Here is a 17,480-nt window from a genome sequence, read left to right as displayed (position 1 = left end):
ACCCGCGCCGGAGATCCCGGCTCTTCGCTCCGCTACGGCCGGGATGACGCCAGGGAAGATCACCCGACCGGTGATCCTTGCATCCCCCCCGCCACCTAACGCTTTCGTCAGCCCGGAAACCGCGCAGCGGTTATCCGGGATCTCACTGCGTGGAACGAACCCCGACCCGCTCTCTCGCACCCACGCACATGACCACGGCTCTTCGGTTCGCTACGGCTGCGGTGAAGGGGCTTTGGGAGCCAAGGTCGCTATGGATGGCGTCGCGGGCCACCCAGCTAGGCTTGGGGGTGGATCCGGTGATCCCACGATCCGTTCCGTGGAGAAGGATGGCCCCGCAACGGGTGCAGGGGCGCTGGTTCGTGGCCGGCCCCCCCAGTCCGGCCTCAGCCGCCTTCCTCGATCAGCTCGATGGCGTTGCCGTCGGGATCGCGCACGAATGCGGCCGGGCGCCCGGAACGACTGCGCTCCACGGCAATCCCTGCCCCTTCCAGACGCGCTGCCAGCGCCTCCAGGCCACGGACGCGCAATGCCAGATGACGGTCCTGACCGCAGCGCACGCCGCGCTCGGTCGGATCGGGGTTCGGCACCTGCAACAGATGCAGAGCCTGTCCGCTCCCCAAGTCATACCACAGACCGGGAAAGTCGAGATCCGGGCGTTCCAGTGGCACCAGGCCGAGCTGCTCCCCGTAAAAGGCCGCCGCCACCCGCGTGTCCGCAATCACCAGGCTTGCATGATGCAAACGCAGGATGCCGGGTTCTACCCGCTTCGCCGAAGTCATACCCGCATCACCCCCGAGGCCGGTTCGAGCAACACAATAGCCTGGGCCGCCACCCCTTCCTTGCGCCCGGTGAAGCCGAGGTGCTCGGTGGTGGTCGCCTTCACGCTGACATCGGCGATATTCAGTGCGGTATCGGCTGCCAGGTTTTCGCGCATCGCGCGGACATGCGGTGCAAGCTTGGGCGCCTGCGCGATCACCGTGGTGTCGATGTTAACCGGGCGCCAGCCGGCCCCGGCCACTCGTTCGAGCGTCTCCCTTAGCAGGACGCGGCTGTCCGCCCCTCGAAACGCCGGATCGGTATCCGGAAAGTGCAGGCCAATATCCCCCAGCGCCGCGGCGCCCAGCAGGGCGTCACACACCGCGTGGATCAGCACGTCCCCATCCGAATGGGCCACGAATCCACGCTCGAACGGGATGCGCACGCCACCGAGTACCAAGTGGTCGCCTTCGCCGAAGGCGTGTACGTCGAAGCCCTGGCCAATCCGCAAGCCGCTCATGCGCGAAACCCGCCTTCCAGGCGTCCCTGCTGCATCAGATACAGGCGAGCAAGCTCAAGGTCTTCGCTGCGGGTGATCTTGATGTTCATCGGGGAGCCCTCGATCAGCCGGGGTGCCTGGCCCAGGAACTCGATGGCGCTGGCCTCGTCCGTCACCGGATGCCCCTCGGCACGCGCCTGCGCGTTGGCCGTGCGGAGCATGCCCAGCCGGAACATCTGCGGGGTCAGGGCCCGCCAGACCCGTTCGCGATCCAGCGTCCGTTCGACCTTCCCGGCACCATCGCTCCACTTGATGGTATCGGTGCTGGGACTGGCGAGCAGCCCACCCACCGGATCGTCACGCAACTCGTGCAGCAGCCGGTCCACATCCGCTAGCGGCAGACAGGGTCGTGCCGCGTCATGCACCAGTACCCAGTCGTCCTCGTGCGCCCGTTCGGCAAGGAAGTCGAGCCCGTTCTGGACCGAATCCGCGCGCTCCGCCCCTCCGGCCGCACGGAACAGCCGCCCGCCGGCCAGCGGCAGGTCCAGGGCATCCGGGTCGACGTCCGGACCGAGTACCAGAACCACCCCGCGAATCCGCGGGTGTTCGAGAAAGATCGACAGGGTGTGGGACAGGATCGTGTGCGATCCGAGTGTCAGGTACTGCTTCGGACGGTCGGATCCCATGCGCCGACCGATGCCAGCCGCCGGGATCAACGCCCAGTACGCTGGCTCCCGAGTCGGCACGTGTTCCGCGTCAGCCATCAAAGGGGTCCTCGGGTGGCAGGGTGTCGGTGGCCGGCTCGGCATCCTCCGGGACTTGCGAATCCGGGCCCGGATCGGTCTCTCCAGCCGGGCCCGGTAGCGGCTCGACCTTCAGTCTCGCTGGCTCGTCCTCGCCCACCACGAAGAAGAAGATCTCGTCCTCGCGGATCATCCCCAGATCGCGACGCGCTCGCTCCTCGACCGCCGCGGTACCGCCGCGCAAATCGCGCACCTCGGCCTCCAGAGCCTGGTTGCGTTGTTCCAGCTCGGCATTTGCGGCTTGCTGTTGCGCAACCTGATCGCGCAGATCGCGAACATCGCGCCAACTCCCCTCGCCCAGCCACAGGGGCCATTGCAGGGCCAGCAGCACGAGGGCCAGACCGATCAACAGGCCGCGCATCACCCGCACTCCGTATGGTTGAACAGAGAAAGCCCTCGCCCGCGCAGCGCGACAGACGCGACAACGTGGAGACGAGGGCTTTCGCAAGTGGCCGGCATGCCCGGCATTCTACGAGCCCCTGACGACCGGGGACAGGAACCGCGCCGCAGGCTGAGGACTGCGTGGTGACCAAGGCCGTCCCGGGTCTCGATCAGCGCCCGAAGGTGAACGCCGACATGCCCGGATAGGTCGCCCGCGAACCCAGGTGTTCCTCGATACGGATCAGCTGGTTGTACTTGGCGACCCGATCGGAACGCGACAACGAACCGGTCTTGATCTGGCCGGCGCGCGTGGCCACGGCCAGGTCCGCGATGGTCACGTCTTCGGTCTCGCCCGAGCGATGCGAGATCACTGCAGTGTAATTGGCCTTGCGCGCCATCTCGATGGCTTCCAGCGTCTCGGTGACCGTGCCGATCTGGTTGAGCTTGATCAGGATGGAATTCGCAACGCCCTTGTCGATGCCTTCCTGCAGGATCTGGGTATTGGTCACGAACAGGTCGTCACCCACCAGCTGCACGCGATTGCCCAGGCGCTCGGTCAGCGTCTTCCAGCCGTCCCAGTCATCTTCGGCCATCCCGTCCTCGATGGTCAGGATCGGGTACTGGTCCACCCAGTGGGCGAGATACTCGGAGAACTCGTCGGCAGAGAAGGCCTTGCCTTCGGAATCGAGGTGATAGCGCCCATCCCGGTAGAATTCGGAGCTGGCGCAGTCGAGGCCGATCCAGATGTCCTCGCCCGCCTTGAAGCCGGCGTTGTGAACCGCTTCCAGGATCACCTCGATCGCGGCGGAGTTGGACGGCAGGTCGGGCGCAAAACCGCCCTCGTCGCCCACCGCCGTCGCCAGCCCGCGCTTGGACAGCACCTTTTTCAGCGCGTGGAAGACCTCGGCGCCGTAGCGCACGGCCTCACGCACCGAATCCGCCCCCACTGGCAGGATCATGAACTCCTGCATGTCCACACTGTTATCGGCGTGGGCACCACCATTGATGATGTTCATCATCGGTACCGGCAGCAGCGTGGCGTCGTCGCCGCCCAGGGTCTCGAACAGTGGCTGTTCGCGATCCGCGGCCAGGGCATGTGAAGTGGCCATGGAGACGGCCAGCAGGGCATTGGCGCCCAGGCGTGCCTTGTTGTCGGTCCCGTCCAGTTCCAGCATGCGGCGATCGACCGCGGTCTGATCCAGCTCCATACCTCGCAGGGCGTCGCGGATCTCGCCGTTCACGTGGCTGACGGCCTTCAGTACGCCCTTGCCGCCGTAACGCTTTTCGTCGTCGCGCAGTTCCAGGGCCTCGCGGGCGCCTGTGGAGGCACCGGAGGGCACCGCCGCGCGCCCCATGGCGCCGGAATCCAGGACAACATCGGCCTCGACCGTCGGGTTGCCCCGAGAATCGATGATCTCGCGGGCGTGAATCTCCGCAATCTTGGACATGCTCTCTCCTTGAAAATACCCGCCCGGACGGGCCCGTCCGGGACGTTTTATCGATTCTTTCGGTCGTTAACCGAGACCGTACTCCGCCTCTGCAAACGGCTGCGCCTTGGCGGCGGCGTCCAGCGCCTTGAGCGTCTGCAGCAGCGCGGCCATCTTCGGCAGGGGCCAGGCGTTGGGACCGTCGGACAGGGCCTTCTCGGGGTCCGGATGGGTCTCCATGAACAGGCCGGATACGCCAGCGGCCACCGCCGCCCGTGCCAGCACCGGCACGAATTCGCGCTGCCCACCGGAGCAGGCGCCCTGCCCGCCCGGCTGCTGCACCGAATGGGTCGCATCGAAGACGACCGGGCAGCCGGTCTGACGCATCTGGGCCAGGCCGCGCATATCGGAGATCAGGGTGTTGTAGCCAAACGAGACCCCGCGCTCGCAAACCATGATCTGATCGTTACCGGCCTCGCGGGCCTTGTCCACGACATTGCCCATATCCCAGGGTGCGAGGAACTGGCCCTTCTTGATGTTCACCGGCCGGCCCTGGCGCGCAACGTTCTGGATGAAGTTGGTCTGCCGACAAAGGAAGGCCGGGGTCTGCAGCACATCAACAACACTGGCGACTTCGTCCAGCGCGGTGTCCTCGTGGACATCCGTCAGGATCGGCACGCCGATCTCCGACTTCACTTTGTCCAGGATGCGCAGGCCCTCTTCCATGCCCAGCCCGCGGAAGCTCTTCGTCGACGACCGGTTGGCCTTGTCGAACGAGGACTTGTAGATGAACGGAATGCCGAGATCGTCCGCCATCGTTTTCAGCGCGCCGGCGGTCTCCAGGGCCATGGCCTCGGATTCGATGACGCAGGGGCCGGCAATCAGAAAAAAGGGCCGATCAAGGCCGACTTCAAAACCGCAAAGCTGCATGCTCTGTCCTGTCTGGTGGCCACCACCCTCCGGGTGCGGCCACAAAAAAGTGAACGGGCGCCTATTCCGTCAGCGCCGTGGTGGTTTCCGGTTCGCGGGCATCCTGGTAATCCCGGGCGGCACACACAAACGCGGTGAACAGCGGGTGGCCATCCCTTGGGGTCGAGGTAAATTCCGGGTGGAACTGGCAGCCCACAAACCACGGATGGTCGGCCAGCTCCACGGCCTCTACCAGTTCACCGGATTCCGAGACCCCGGAGAGTCGAAGACCTGCGGCCTCCAGGCGTTCACGATAGGCGTTGTTGAATTCGAAGCGATGACGATGGCGTTCTCCTACCTCTTCGCGACCATAGGCCTCGGCAATGCGTGACCCCGGGGACAGGCGCGCGCTCTGGGCGCCCAGACGCATGGTGCCACCGAGGTCACTGTCGGCATCGCGCTGTTCGATGCGGCCTTCCTTGTCCTGCCACTCGGTAATCAACGCGATGACGGGATGCGGCGTGTCGGGGGCGAACTCGGTGCTGTGCGCACCTTCCAGCCCGACCACATCGCGCGCAAACTCGATGACCGCCACTTGCATGCCCAGGCAGATTCCAAGATAGGGCACATCGTTCTCGCGGGCGTAGCGCACCGCGGCAATCTTGCCCTCCACGCCGCGTTCGCCGAAGCCACCCGGAACGAGGATGGCGTCCAGGCCCTCGAGTTCGCGCGCGGCCTCGTTCTCGGCCCCTTCCAGCTTTTCCGAATCGAGATAACGAATCCGGACCCGGGTACCCGCCTGGATGCCCGCGTGGGTCAGGGCTTCGTTCACCGACTTGTACGACTCGGTCAGATCGACGTACTTGCCGATCATGCCGACCGTCACCTCGGACTCCGGGAACTCCATGGCATTGACCACGTGCTTCCAGTCCGAAAGGTCGGCTTGCGGGACCTCGATATGGAGTTTGCGCAGCACGATCTCGTCGAGCTTCTGCGAATGCAGCCACAGCGGGATCTTGTAGATGTTGTCTACGTCCACTGCAGAGATGACCGCCTTCTCCTCGACGTTGGTGAACAGCGCGATCTTGCGCCGTTCACCCTCGGGGATCGCCTGCGTGGAGCGGCACAGCAGGATATCCGGCTGGATGCCGATGGAGCGCAGTTCCTTGACCGAGTGCTGGGTCGGTTTGGTCTTGATCTCGCCGGCGGCCTCGATATACGGCACCAGCGTCAGATGCATGAACAGGGCGTTGTCATGCCCCAGCTCCACGCCCATCTGACGGATCGCCTCGAGAAACGGCAGGGATTCGATGTCACCGACCGTACCGCCGATCTCGATCAGGGCGATGTCGGCATCGCCGGCCCCCTCGTGGATCGAGCGCTTGATCTCGTCGGTGATGTGCGGGATGACCTGCACCGTGCCGCCGAGATAATCCCCACGACGCTCCTTGCGGATCACATTCTCGTAGATCTGCCCGGCGGTGAAATTGTTGCGCCGCGAGGTGCGAATGCGCACGAAGCGTTCGTAGTGCCCGAGATCCAGGTCCGTTTCGGCGCCGTCATCGGTGACGAACACCTCGCCATGCTGAAACGGGCTCATGGTGCCCGGATCCACGTTGATGTACGGATCCAGCTTGAGCAGCGTCACCTTGAGGCCACGCGCCTCCAGGATCGCCCCCAGCGAGGCGGATGCAATACCTTTGCCCAGAGACGAGACCACGCCTCCGGTAATGAAAACAAAACGCGTCATGCGGGAAACCTGGCTGGGAGCTGACAAGCACCCTGCCCCGGTTCGCACACACAATCCGGGGCAGGCGGAAAACCCCTGAGAGAGTACCAGAGCACCCGCCCCCGCTCAATCGGAAGGTGGGGGCAGTGCCTCGTTTCCAGCCCGGGATGACAACGGCCGGAAGGCCACCAGGGTCATATCGTCGCGCCGCGGCTCGCCGTCGCGATAATCTTCCAGCACTCGGACCACGGCATCGATCTTGGCGGACAGATCGCGACCACTCTTGTCCGACAGCACCTGGCGCAACCGCCGCCGACCAAACAATCGCGGCGGCTCTCCGCCGACATGATCGTGCACGCCATCGGTGATCAGGAAGAATTCCGTGCCCGGCTCCACGTCGACCTCGTGGTCCACGGGCTGGGCCGGTTCCAGGCTGCGGTAGCCAAGGCCGCCGCGTACGCCCCGGATCTCCTCGACCTCGCCGTCGCGGTCGATCATCAACGGCAGCCCGACCCCGGCAAAGGCCAACTTGCGGTCCTCCGGACGATACACGCAGACCGCGGCCTCCAGCCCGTCGTCCGAGTCGGAGTCATAGCCATCCTGACGCAACCGCGAGCGAACCAGTCGATCCATCTCGCGCAGGATGGCCGAGGGCTCCAGCAAGCGGTGTTCGTGCAGGATGCGATCCAGCGCCGAGGCCACCACCAGGGTAATGAAGGCACCCGGTACACCGTGGCCGGTGCAGTCCGCCACCACCAGGATGCTGTGTCCGTCGATGGCCTCGACCCAGAAGTAGTCGCCACCCACGAGGTGCAGGGGCTCCCAGTAGATCTGCACCTCGTCCATGTGACCATCGAGGGCATGCTTGTCCGGCAGCATGGCGGTCTGGATGCGGCGGGCATAACGGATGCTCTCCACCACCAGGCGATTACTACGCTCAAGCTCACGGTTGGCCTCGTCCACCTTGGCCAGCGCCCGTTCCGTCTCGGATTTCTCGGCCTCCAACTGCCGGGTGCGTTCCTCGACGCGCCGTTCGAGGTCTGCATTCAGCGCCTTCAGCTCGCCGCGGGCCCCGTCGCGCGCGTCCAGCCCCGCCTGAAAGGCCCGCAGCAAACGATCCAGCGAACGCCCCAGCGCCCCCAGCTCATCGTTTTCGTGATGCCCCAGCCGTGGCATCGGCCAGTGCGCGGGCTGCTCCGGGTCGGTGTCCGCCACCGCACGGGAAATCTTCAACATCGGACGGAGCATCAGCAGATAGAACAGTACAACCACCACCAGAGAGACGATCACCGCCTGGGTCACACTGGTCACGACCCCGGTCTGCAGACGGTTGACGAAGGCCCGCCCCAGCACGCCGGGGTCCAGTTCCACGCGCAGGACGCCCACGCCCTGGATATTTCCGCGGGTATCAGGATGGCGCAGCTCGCGCTCATGGGTTTGCAGATCGCCGAAGAGCCAGTGTGCCCACTCGCCACCGGTCTGGGTGCGCTCCTGGGCATCTTCCGCAAGGGTGTTGCCAAAGTCGTCGAGGATCTCGACCCGCCGGATCTCGTCGAAAACCAGCAGGCCCTGGACCAGGGAATCGGCCTGGGCCGCGCTCAACTGGAAGGCCGCCTCGGCGGCGGGTGGTTCGACCAGGCGTTGCAGACGGTCGATCTGTTCCCCGGTCTCAGCACGGAAGGCATGCCAGTCCGAGGCAATGACATAGGCGCTGCTGAGAAGGCTCAGCGCCAGCGCCGCCAGCAGCGTGGCGACGGCCAGCTTGGCGACAAGGCTGCGATTCCGGCGGGTACCGCCCGCCATCACCCGCGTTCGCCGTGCATTTGCACGATGACACGGTTGCGCCCCTCGTTCTTGGCCCGGTATAGCAGGTCATCGGCCAGCGCCACCAGCTCGCCGGCATCCGGCCACGGGTTCGTGGTGATGACCAGGCCAATGGAAACTGCCAGCGCGAGCGGTTCGTTCTTCCAGTGCAGCGATGCATTCTCCACTGACGAACGAATGCGCTCGGCCAGTGCGACTGCCTCTTCGGCATCCAGATCCGCCGCCACTACCAGGAACTCTTCCCCACCCATGCGCCCAGCGTACTGTTCCGCCCCCAGCTCGCCCCGCAGGATGTCGGCAAAGCTCTCGAGGGCGAAATCGCCAGCAGCATGGCCGTGGGTGTCGTTCAGCGCCTTGAAGTCGTCGAGATCCAGCATCATCACGGTGAGCGAACGCGATTCCTCGCCGACGCTATCCGCCATGCCCTCCACGCAGTCAATCACCCGGCGACGCGAGAACAGGCCGGTCAGGGCATCCTCCAGCGCCAGGCGTTCCAGTTCGGCCGTCAGGCGCTCGCGCTCGCGCACCTCGTCGGACAATGCATTGTTGAGTTGTGCCAGGTGCTCCGCCTGTTCGCGCAACTGGCGGTTGGCCTCCTGCAGATCCGCCTGCATGCGGTCGCTCATGCGCATCATGCGACGCTGCGCCCGATAGCTCTCGGAATAGGCCTTGGCGAGCACCTTCACGCCATCGCCTACCGCATCCAGCGCCTCGAGCATCTGTTCGGAGCGCTGCATGACGGACTTTTCCTGCTCGAACAGGGAGAAGTCCGCGAGCCTCTCCATTTCCTGGCCCTCCCGTGGCCGGCTAGCAGGATTCATCGGGTCGTCTCGGGAGGGGGCCTTCATGTCAGCGGACACATTCGGAAGTCAGCGTGTTCGAAATCTTCGGAGAAGTCTTCGCCGAACTCCTCCATGGTCTCGTCGTCATCGTGGTAACACCAGTTGATCCGTACGTTCAGACCCGACTCGGCGCCGTCTTCCAGGATCTGGAACATGTTCATCAAGGCCTTCGCAGTCGAACTGTTGAAGTAGATCATCTCCACGGTGAACTCCACCTCGTCGCTGGCCCGGTCCTCGACCGCCTGCCGCAACCCCTGAGTCAGCGGGCCGTAGAAGTTCGCGGCATCTTCCGGATACGACTCGCCGGACAGCCGGTACTGCCCCGCCGCGAAATCGAAAACGACAGCCGGGGTCCGGTCGGTTGCCGCGTGTTCAATGGTCTCGACGACTGCCATCAGATATAGGCCTTCAGGACAAAATAGGATTGCGCATCGGAGAGATGCTGAAAGTCGAACTGGATGGGCTCGCTTGCGCGGCGTGCGATCTCGATCAGGCCGATGCTGCCGCCCTTGCTGCCTTCGTCCGGTGGTTCCCGCAGCTTTTCCTTGTAAAAGCGGCGCAACTCATCGCTGTCCATGCCCGCGAGCTCACGCAGGCGCACGGCCAGGGTGTCGGCATCCTTGCGCCCGATCACGTTGCCGCAAATAACGAAGAAGCGGCCGTTTTCCGACCCGACGGTAATCATCCCGGAGCTCAGCTCGACAGGGGGCTCCGCATCGTGCTCGATACGCTCCGCTGAATAGCGAATCACGTTCTGCACCTGTTCCACGAATACCGAAAAGACGCGGTTCACGGTCTTCGTATCGGTGGACTCCAGTCGGATTTTCTGCCGCAGTGCATCCCCCAGGGCCTTCAGGATGCCCTCGGAAATGTAGCCAGTGAACGAAAAGATGATGCCGCGCCGCGTCATGTTGCGCTGAAAGCCCAGCACCTCCTCGGCGATCAGGGCCGACGATTCCGTCCGGGCCTCGGCTGCGTCAGTCATTGCGCTCTCCATTGCTGTCCAGGACATCCTGCACGATGGCCGCATAGCGCCCGTCCGCGCGCATCGCATCCAGTTCCTCCTGCATGCGATCCAGCGGGGCTCGCGCGGTTTCCGGGTGGCAGGCCAGGGACATCACGGTATCGTTGAACGCGAACAGGGACCGGAGTTCACCGATACCCTCCTGGCGGGCAAACCACGGGGCCAGATGTTCACCGCTGACCCATACATCGATCCGGTTGGCCGCAAGCTTGCGCGCATTCAGCCGGTCATTCGGTGCGGTATCCACGGGGATGCCCCGGCCCTCAACGAAGAGCGCCACGGCATCGTCTCGATAGCCCCCGACGCGGTAGCGTTCCAGATCCTCCAGAGACTGCGCATCCACCTCGGCACCTTCAAGCACGAACGCATGCCACTGGTTTTCCACGAGAGGACCGACCCAGGTGAACAGATCTTCGCGTTCGGAGGTGCGCGTGGTGGAAAAGACGCAGGTACCAGGGTCCGACTGAGCCTCGGCGTAGGCCCGACTCCACGGCAGCAGGCGGATCTCGGCGTCCACTTGGGCGACATCCAGCAGGGCATCCATCACCCGGATGGAGATCCCGTCCAGCTCGCCGGTTTCGGTCTCGAAATTGAACGGGGGGTAGCTCTCGGTCGTGAGCATCAGCGAGTCCGCGGCCAGAGGCGCGGCCAGCAACATCCCGGCCGCCAGCACCCCCATGCCCGTACGTCGTCCGCATTGTGCCGCGAAACCTGTCACGTACCACTCACCCGCACCCCTGAATACGATCCAAGAATTGTCCGATTTGGACAGGCGCGTCAACTCCCAGCGTGAACCGACCCGGGCCAGAGCACCGCCACAATCGTTCCATCCAGCTGACACAAAAGCGGAACCCGATTGCGTTCCCAGGGGGCGATCCCGCGCTCCTGCATCAGCTTTTTCAGGGATCGGCGCCCGGCGGGGGTCGCGACCACCTCGCCCCCGCTTCGATAGCTAACGGTGAGGGCGACCTCGCGGTCCACGCCGAGCCGCGGCAGCATCTCCCGGGTCAGGCGGCGTCCGTCTGCCAGCATCAGTTCCGGCTGATCGGCTGGCCACGGCTGTTCGGGCGGCGGACCCGCAGCCTCCTCCTTCGGCCCGGCGTGCAGCTGATCGCGATAACGCCGCATCCATCCGCCATCCCATTCCACGGCGGGGGAGGCCTCGGGGTTGTCCACGAGCGCCTGGCGCAGGAATTCACCCAGGCGGTCGTGGCCGGGCGGACGAAGGCCCTGCTCGCGCAGCCAGTGCCGTAGCAGCCCCCGCTGGGTACTCGAGTCGAGCGCGCGCAAGGCGCGGAGGTCCAGGCTACCGTCCAGCGGGTCCCGCAGCCCCTTCAGCAGCCCGGAAAAGTGCTGACGGCATTGCCCGACCGCCTCCTGTTGCCAGCCGGCAGCGCGCGCCAGCCCGGCCGCGCCATCAAATCGCTCCCGCAACAAGGGCAGCACCGACTGGCGCAGGAAATTGCGATCGAATCGGGGATCATGATTGCTGGGATCGTCATACCAATCGAGGCCCTCCTGCTCCGCCAACGCGGCCAGTGCCTCGCGGGGCAGGCCCAGCAAGGGTCGCCCCAGCCAGGTCTCGCCCTCGCGGCGCAGCGGCCGCATGGCCTGCAGCCCTTCGGGCCCGCTGCCGCGCAGAGCGCCCAGCAGGAACGTTTCGGCCTGATCGTCCGCATGTTGCGCGGCCAGGATGATGCCCGTAGCGTCCAGCCCTTCGCGCAGCATCGCGTAGCGTGCCTCGCGCGCCGCGGCCTCCACGCCAAGGCCACGGAAGTCGAGCGAGCCGAGGGTGCGGAGCCGGAACGGGCAGTTCAGTGCCTGTGCAAAGGCGCGGCAGTGCTCGACCTGCTCGCCGGAGTCCGGACGCAGGCGATGATCCACGTGCATGGCCTCGAGGTTGGGGATACCCAGGCGCACCGCGGCGTGGAGCAGGACAGTCGAGTCGAGACCGCCGCTAAAGGCGATGCGCACCTGACGATAGCCGGGATGCGCCTGGAGGAAGTCCCGCAGCGCCGCGGCTACAGGATCGAGCGCCCCGGCACCGGGATCAGGAAGCGGCTTCCTGGAAGGCACCGTAATCCATCAGCCGGCGATAGCGCCGCTCCAGGCGCTTGCCCGGGTCCAGCCCTTCCAGGCCGTCCAGGGTTTCCAGAAGCGCGGCGCGCAGACTGGAGGACATGGTGTCGGGGTCGCGGTGGGCACCGCCCAGGGGTTCCGGCACGATGCGGTCCACCAGCCCCAGCTCGCGCAGGCGTTCCGACGTGATGCCCAGGGCCTCCGCGGCCTCCGAGGCCTTTTCGGCGCTTTTCCAGAGGATGGAGGCACAGCCCTCCGGCGAAATCACCGAGTAGGTCGAGTACTGCAACATCAGGGTGGCGTCGCCCACCCCGATCGCGAGGGCCCCACCGGAGCCGCCTTCGCCGATCACCGTGGCGATGATCGGCGTGTCGAGGCGCGCCATTACTCGCAGGTTGCGCGCGATGGCCTCGCTCTGGCCGCGTTCTTCCGCCCCGACGCCCGGGTAGGCACCCGGCGTGTCGATGAAGGTGAGCACGGGCATGCGAAAGCGCTCGGCCATCTCCATCAAACGCAGCGCCTTGCGGTAGCCCTCCGGGCGCGGCATGCCGAAGTTGCGGTAGACCTTGTCGCGGGTCTGGCGCCCCTTCTGGTGCCCGATCAGCATCACCGGCCGCCCGTCCAGGCGCGCCACGCCGCCCACGATCGCCGGGTCGTCCCCAAACGCCCGGTCGCCGTGCAGTTCCTCGAACTCGTCGAACAAATCGGGAATGTAGTCAAGGGTGTAGGGTCGCCGCGGATGCCGCGACATCTGCGAGACCTGCCACGGGGTCAGCTTGGCGAAGATGCTCTCGGTCAAAGACCGGCACTTGCCTTCCAGGCGCTGGATCTCTTCCTGGATGTTGACCTCGGCATCGTCGCCGACATAGCGCAGATCGCGGATCTTCGCTTCCAGTTCGGCAATGGGCTGTTCGAAGTCGAGAAAGTCCGGATTCATGCAGGGTCCCGAAGACTTGGTTGTGGATACCGACGAAGGATGCGAATTGTAACCAATTGCGGCGATCCCCGCTCCAATGCAGGTGCGGCGACGCCTTGTTTCCAGCTATCGGCCGTAAAGCACCTCGGCCTCGCAACCCGGACCCAGGGACTGCTGAATGCCACGCAACAGCCGCTCGTCCGGGCGGATGGTCCATCCCTCCGGCAGGCTGATATCCGCCTCCAGCCCGTCACGGCGATAGCACAGGTGCACCCGGCAAGGCCCCTCACGATGCGGCTCCATCAGCCCGCGCAAATGGGCCACCTGCTCGGGAACCACCCCTTCCAGGCACAGGTGCAGCGCGCGGGCCCACTGGACCCGCGCTTCATCCAGGCTGTACACGGTACGGGCCCGCATACGGATCCCGCCAGCATAGTCGTCGAGCGTGACCGTGCCCTCCGCGACCAGCAGGGCATCCGGCTCCAGACGGTCCTTGTAGGTGGTGAAGTCGTCGTTGAACAACACCACCTCGGCCCGCCCGCTGCGGTCGTCCAGGGTGACGATGCCCATGCGTCCGCTCTGCGTGTTGCGTTCTCGCACCCCGACGATCAGACCGGCGATGCGCACGGTTTCCTGCTTGCCCCGCCATTTCTGGCCCTGGGGCTCGTCCGGGCGATCCTCCAGCTTGGCCTCCAGCGCCTGCAGCGTGGTGCCGGTCAGGCGCAGCAACTCGGCGCGGTAGCGCTCCACCGGGTGGCCGGTCAGATAAAGCCCCAGGGTGTCCTTCTCGCCGCGCAGACGATCGTCGTCCTCCATCTCGGCGAGGGTCGCGCTCTCCGGGATCACGGCCGCAGCCGGATCCCCGAACAGGTCCACCACACCCAGATTGGCATTGCGCTCGCTCTGTTCGGCTGCCGCGACCGCCATCGGGATGTCGTTCAGCAGCGTCGCACGGTTGGCGCCGATCCGATCCATCGCGCCGGCGCGCACCAGCGTCTCCAGCACACGCTTGTTCAGCTTGCCGAGATCCACCCGCTGGCACAGGTCCACCAGCCCGTGGAATTCGCCGCCCTCGCCGCGCGCCTTGAGCAGGGTGTCGATGGCCGACTCCCCAACGCCCTTGATCGCGCCCAGGCCGTAGACCACGGTCTGCGCGTCGTGGCAGGTAAAGCGGTAGTCCGACTGATTCACGTCCGGCGGCAGGACCTCCAGGCCCATGTTGCGGCATTCCTCGATCAGCCCCACGACCTTGTCGGTGTTGTCCATGTCCGCGGACAGCACCGCCGCCATGAACGGCGCCGGATAATGCGCCTTGAGCCAGGCGGTCTGGTAGGCAACCAGGGCATAGGCCGCGGAGTGCGACTTGTTGAAGCCGTAGCCCGCGAATTTCTCCATCAGATCGAAGATGTAGGTCGCAACCCCTTCATCCACCCCGCGCCCCAGTGCCCCCTCGAGGAAGATCTCGCGCTGCTTGGCCATCTCCTCGGGCTTCTTCTTGCCCATCGCGCGGCGCAACAGATCCGCACCACCCAGGGTGTAATTGCCCAGCACCTGGGCGATCTGCATCACCTGCTCCTGGTACAGGATCACGCCGTAGGTGGGCTGGAGAATGGGTTCCAGATCCGGATGCGGATATTCCACCTGGGCACGACCGTGCTTGCGGTCGATGAAGTCGTCCACCATGCCCGACTGCAGCGGGCCCGGGCGGTAGAGCGCCACCAGTGCGATGATCTCCTCGAAGCTGTCGGGCTGCAGGCGGCGGATCAGGTCTTTCATGCCACCGGATTCCAGCTGGAACACGGCGGTGGTCTGGTAGTCCTTCAGCAGCCGGAAGGTCTCGGGGTCATCCAGCGGGATGGCATCGAGATCGACCTGAACCGCGGCATCCATCTTGCGGATGTTGTCCACCGCCCAGTCGATGATGGTGAGCGTGCGCAGGCCGAGGAAGTCGAACTTCACCAGGCCGACCGCCTCGACGTCATCCTTGTCGAAGTGGGTCACCAGCGAGCCGCCGTCGTCCTCGCAGTACAGCGGCGAGAAATCGGTCAGCGCCGACGGCGCGATTACCACCCCGCCGGCATGCTTGCCCGCGTTCCGGGTGAGCCCCTCCAGCTTCTGCGCGAGATCGATGATCGCGCGCACCTCCTCGTCTTCGTCGTACTGCGTCTTGAGGTCCGTGCTCTCGGTCAGGGCCTTTTGCAGGGTCATGCCCAGCTCGAACGGGATCAGCTTCGCGATGCGGTCGACGAAACCGTAGCCATGGCCCAGCACACGCCCGACGTCGCGCACCACCGCCTTGGCGGCCATGGTGCCGTGGGTGATGATCTGCGAGACCTTGTCGCGCCCGTAGCGCTCGGCGACGTAGTCGATCACGTCGTCGCGTCGCTCCATGCAGAAGTCGACATCAAAGTCGGGCATGGAGACACGTTCAGGATTAAGGAATCGCTCGAACAAAAGATCGTAACGCAATGGATCCAGGTCGGTAATACCCAGCGCATAGGCCACCAGAGAGCCCGCACCGGAACCACGCCCCGGGCCCACGGGGATGCCATTGTCCTTGGCCCACTGGATGAAGTCCGCCACGATCAGGAAGTAGCCGGGGAAACCCATCTGGCAGATCACGTCCAGCTCGCGCTGCAAGCGCGCCTCGTAATCCGCCGCCGGCGCGAAGCAGAAGCGCTCCAGGCGCCCCGCCAACCCCTGCGCCGAGGTCTCGCGCAGGTGATCTTCCACGGTATAGCCCTCGGGGACCGGGAAGTCCGGCAGCACCGATTCGCCCAGGGTCAGGCTCACCGAACAGCGCCGGGCGATCGCCACGCTGTTGGCCAGGGCCTCGGGAATGTCCGCGAACCGCTCCGCCATCTCCTCGGGTGTACGCAGATACTGCGCCTCCGAGTAACGGCGCGGGCGCCGTGGGTCGTCCAGGGTCACGCCGTCATGGATGCAGACGCGCGCCTCGTGGGCCTCGAAGTCCTCGGGCCGCAGGAAGCGAACATCATTGGTGGCCACCACCGGCAGATCGAAGGCCTCGGCCGCGGCCAGCGCCTGTTCGATCCAGGCCTCTTCGCCCGGGCGGTCGCTACGCACCAGTTCCAGATAGAAGCGACCCGGGAAGCGCTGCATCCACGGCTCGAGATCCTCGGCCAATAGCGCGCGCGCGGCCCCCGAACCGTTCACGAACAGGCCGTCGATCCCGCCAGACAATGCGATCAGGCCCTCGGCGGCCGCATCCAGCCAGGCGCAGTCCACCCGCGGAATGCCCTTCTCCTGGCCCTCCTGCCAGGCGCGCGAGATCAGCCGGGTCAGATTGCGATAACCCGGGTCGTTCTGCGCCAGCAGGGTCATGCGAGCAAGGCTCCCGTCGGCACGGGCATCGCGCACCAGAACGTCCGCACCGATGATGGGCTGCACACCCTTTGCGACCGCGGCACGGTAGAACTTTACCAGCCCGAACAGGTTGCAGTGATCGGTTACCGCGACGGCCGGCATCCCGCCCTCGGCCACCGCGTTCACCAGTGGCTTGAGGCGGACCAGCCCGTCGATCAGGGAATACTCCGAATGCACCCGCAGGTGCACGAAACCGGGATGGCCTTCGCTCATGCCCCCATCTCCTGTTCACGCGCCGCCAGCGCACGCGCTACGGGGCCGAAACTACGGCGGTGTTGCGGGCACGGCCCCAACCGTTCCAGGGCCTCGCGATGCGCCACCGTGGGGTAGCCGGAATGGCGATCGAAGCCGTAATCGGGGTAGTCGTGATGGAGATCGCGCAACCAGCCGTCGCGCGCCACCTTCGCGACGATGGAGGCGGCACTGATTGCAGCCACCGAGCCATCCCCGCCGACGATCGCCTCGGCAGTCCAGGGACCCTGCGGTGTGAAGCGCCCGTCCACCAGCAGATGTGCCGGCGCGATGGCGAGCCCGGCCGCCGCCCGGTGCATGGCGAGCAGCGTCGCATGATGGATGTTCAGTTCATCGATCTCCGCCGCCTCGGCCCGGCCCAGCGACCATGCCAGCGCGTCGGCACGGATCTGCACGTCCAGCGACTCGCGGCGTTTCGCGCTGAGCTTCTTGGAGTCGGTCAAACCGGGGCAGGTGTAGCCTTCCGGCAGGATGACGGCGGCCGCCACCACCGGCCCGGCCAGCGGCCCGCGCCCCACTTCGTCCACGCCGGCGACGTAGCGCTGCGCTGCCTCTAAATCGGACATGGAGTCTCCACCACGGTGAACTGCGGGCAATCGCCCGAACGCGAACATGCGCCGCGCCGGGGATCCGTTACAATAGCGCCGAAAAT

General features: G+C 65.6%; 16 protein-coding genes. All 16 read right to left on the bottom strand.

All coding sequences use genetic code 11. The features are described 5' to 3' along the window. Positions 1-383: 383 nt before the first annotated feature. Positions 384-779: a VOC family protein gene (locus G335_RS0110650; protein ID WP_018176741.1), complete on the bottom strand. Its 396-nt coding sequence runs from the start codon at positions 777-779 to the stop codon at positions 384-386. Then, the gene (ispF, locus tag G335_RS0110645) at positions 776-1,276 is read right to left on the bottom strand and encodes a 2-C-methyl-D-erythritol 2,4-cyclodiphosphate synthase (protein ID WP_018169848.1); all 501 of its coding nucleotides are present in this window, start codon (positions 1,274-1,276) and stop codon (positions 776-778) included. The genes G335_RS0110650 and ispF overlap by 4 nt, the downstream gene beginning before the upstream one ends. Beyond that, positions 1,273-2,019, bottom strand: a complete 747-nt coding sequence (gene ispD / locus G335_RS0110640) for a 2-C-methyl-D-erythritol 4-phosphate cytidylyltransferase (RefSeq protein ID WP_026304824.1) — start codon at positions 2,017-2,019, stop codon at positions 1,273-1,275. The genes ispF and ispD overlap by 4 nt, the downstream gene beginning before the upstream one ends. Then, on the bottom strand, positions 2,012-2,419 hold the full coding sequence (gene ftsB / locus G335_RS0110635) for a cell division protein FtsB (RefSeq protein ID WP_018176739.1): 408 nt from the start codon (positions 2,417-2,419) through the stop codon (positions 2,012-2,014). The genes ispD and ftsB overlap by 8 nt, the downstream gene beginning before the upstream one ends. Positions 2,420-2,609: 190 nt before the next feature. Beyond that, complete coding sequence (gene eno / locus G335_RS0110630) at positions 2,610-3,887, bottom strand: phosphopyruvate hydratase (RefSeq protein WP_018145599.1); 1,278 nt, start codon at positions 3,885-3,887, stop codon at positions 2,610-2,612. Between the two features lie 66 nt (positions 3,888-3,953). Then, positions 3,954-4,796 (bottom strand): 3-deoxy-8-phosphooctulonate synthase, encoded by an 843-nt coding sequence (gene kdsA / locus G335_RS0110625; RefSeq protein ID WP_018176738.1) that lies wholly within the window; start codon positions 4,794-4,796, stop codon positions 3,954-3,956. Positions 4,797-4,857: 61 nt separating this feature from the next. Further along, positions 4,858-6,525, bottom strand: coding sequence for a CTP synthase (locus G335_RS0110620; protein ID WP_026304823.1), 1,668 nt, complete (start codon positions 6,523-6,525; stop codon positions 4,858-4,860). Positions 6,526-6,630: 105 nt separating this feature from the next. Then, positions 6,631-8,307, bottom strand: a complete 1,677-nt coding sequence (locus G335_RS0110615) for a SpoIIE family protein phosphatase (RefSeq protein ID WP_018176736.1) — start codon at positions 8,305-8,307, stop codon at positions 6,631-6,633. Then, positions 8,307-9,113 carry a GGDEF domain-containing protein gene (locus tag G335_RS0110610; RefSeq protein ID WP_018176735.1) on the bottom strand — a complete coding sequence of 269 codons (807 nt, stop codon included), beginning with the start codon at positions 9,111-9,113 and terminating at the stop codon, positions 8,307-8,309. Before G335_RS0110610 ends, G335_RS0110615 begins: the two co-directional genes overlap by 1 nt. Positions 9,114-9,172: 59 nt before the next feature. After that, positions 9,173-9,565 (bottom strand): DUF1987 domain-containing protein, encoded by a 393-nt coding sequence (locus G335_RS0110605; protein ID WP_018176734.1) that lies wholly within the window; start codon positions 9,563-9,565, stop codon positions 9,173-9,175. Then, the gene (locus tag G335_RS0110600) at positions 9,565-10,155 is read right to left on the bottom strand and encodes a SiaB family protein kinase (protein ID WP_018145593.1); all 591 of its coding nucleotides are present in this window, start codon (positions 10,153-10,155) and stop codon (positions 9,565-9,567) included. Before G335_RS0110600 ends, G335_RS0110605 begins: the two co-directional genes overlap by 1 nt. Further along, positions 10,148-10,873, bottom strand: a complete 726-nt coding sequence (locus G335_RS0110595) for an ABC transporter substrate-binding protein (RefSeq protein ID WP_018145592.1) — start codon at positions 10,871-10,873, stop codon at positions 10,148-10,150. The genes G335_RS0110600 and G335_RS0110595 overlap by 8 nt, the downstream gene beginning before the upstream one ends. A 98-nt stretch (positions 10,874-10,971) precedes the next feature. Beyond that, positions 10,972-12,168: a tRNA lysidine(34) synthetase TilS gene (gene tilS, locus G335_RS0110590; RefSeq protein WP_018176733.1), complete on the bottom strand. Its 1,197-nt coding sequence runs from the start codon at positions 12,166-12,168 to the stop codon at positions 10,972-10,974. A gap of 76 nt (positions 12,169-12,244) precedes the next feature. Next, on the bottom strand, positions 12,245-13,210 hold the full coding sequence (locus G335_RS0110585; protein WP_018145590.1) for an acetyl-CoA carboxylase carboxyltransferase subunit alpha: 966 nt from the start codon (positions 13,208-13,210) through the stop codon (positions 12,245-12,247). 105 nt (positions 13,211-13,315) lie between these two features. After that, positions 13,316-16,789: a DNA polymerase III subunit alpha gene (dnaE, locus tag G335_RS0110580; protein WP_018176732.1), complete on the bottom strand. Its 3,474-nt coding sequence runs from the start codon at positions 16,787-16,789 to the stop codon at positions 13,316-13,318. Next, a complete protein-coding gene (gene rnhB / locus G335_RS0110575) occupies positions 16,786-17,394 on the bottom strand; it encodes a ribonuclease HII (protein ID WP_018176731.1) in 609 nt (202 codons plus the stop codon). The genes dnaE and rnhB overlap by 4 nt, the downstream gene beginning before the upstream one ends. Positions 17,395-17,480: the final 86 nt, after the last annotated feature.

It is taken from the genome of Thioalkalivibrio sp. AKL8, assembly GCF_000380525.1.
GTDB classification, from domain to species: Bacteria; Pseudomonadota; Gammaproteobacteria; order Ectothiorhodospirales; family Ectothiorhodospiraceae; genus Thioalkalivibrio; species Thioalkalivibrio versutus.
The sequence above is the reverse complement of the archived record's forward strand: the minus strand, read 5'-3'. Positions and strand labels throughout refer to the sequence as shown.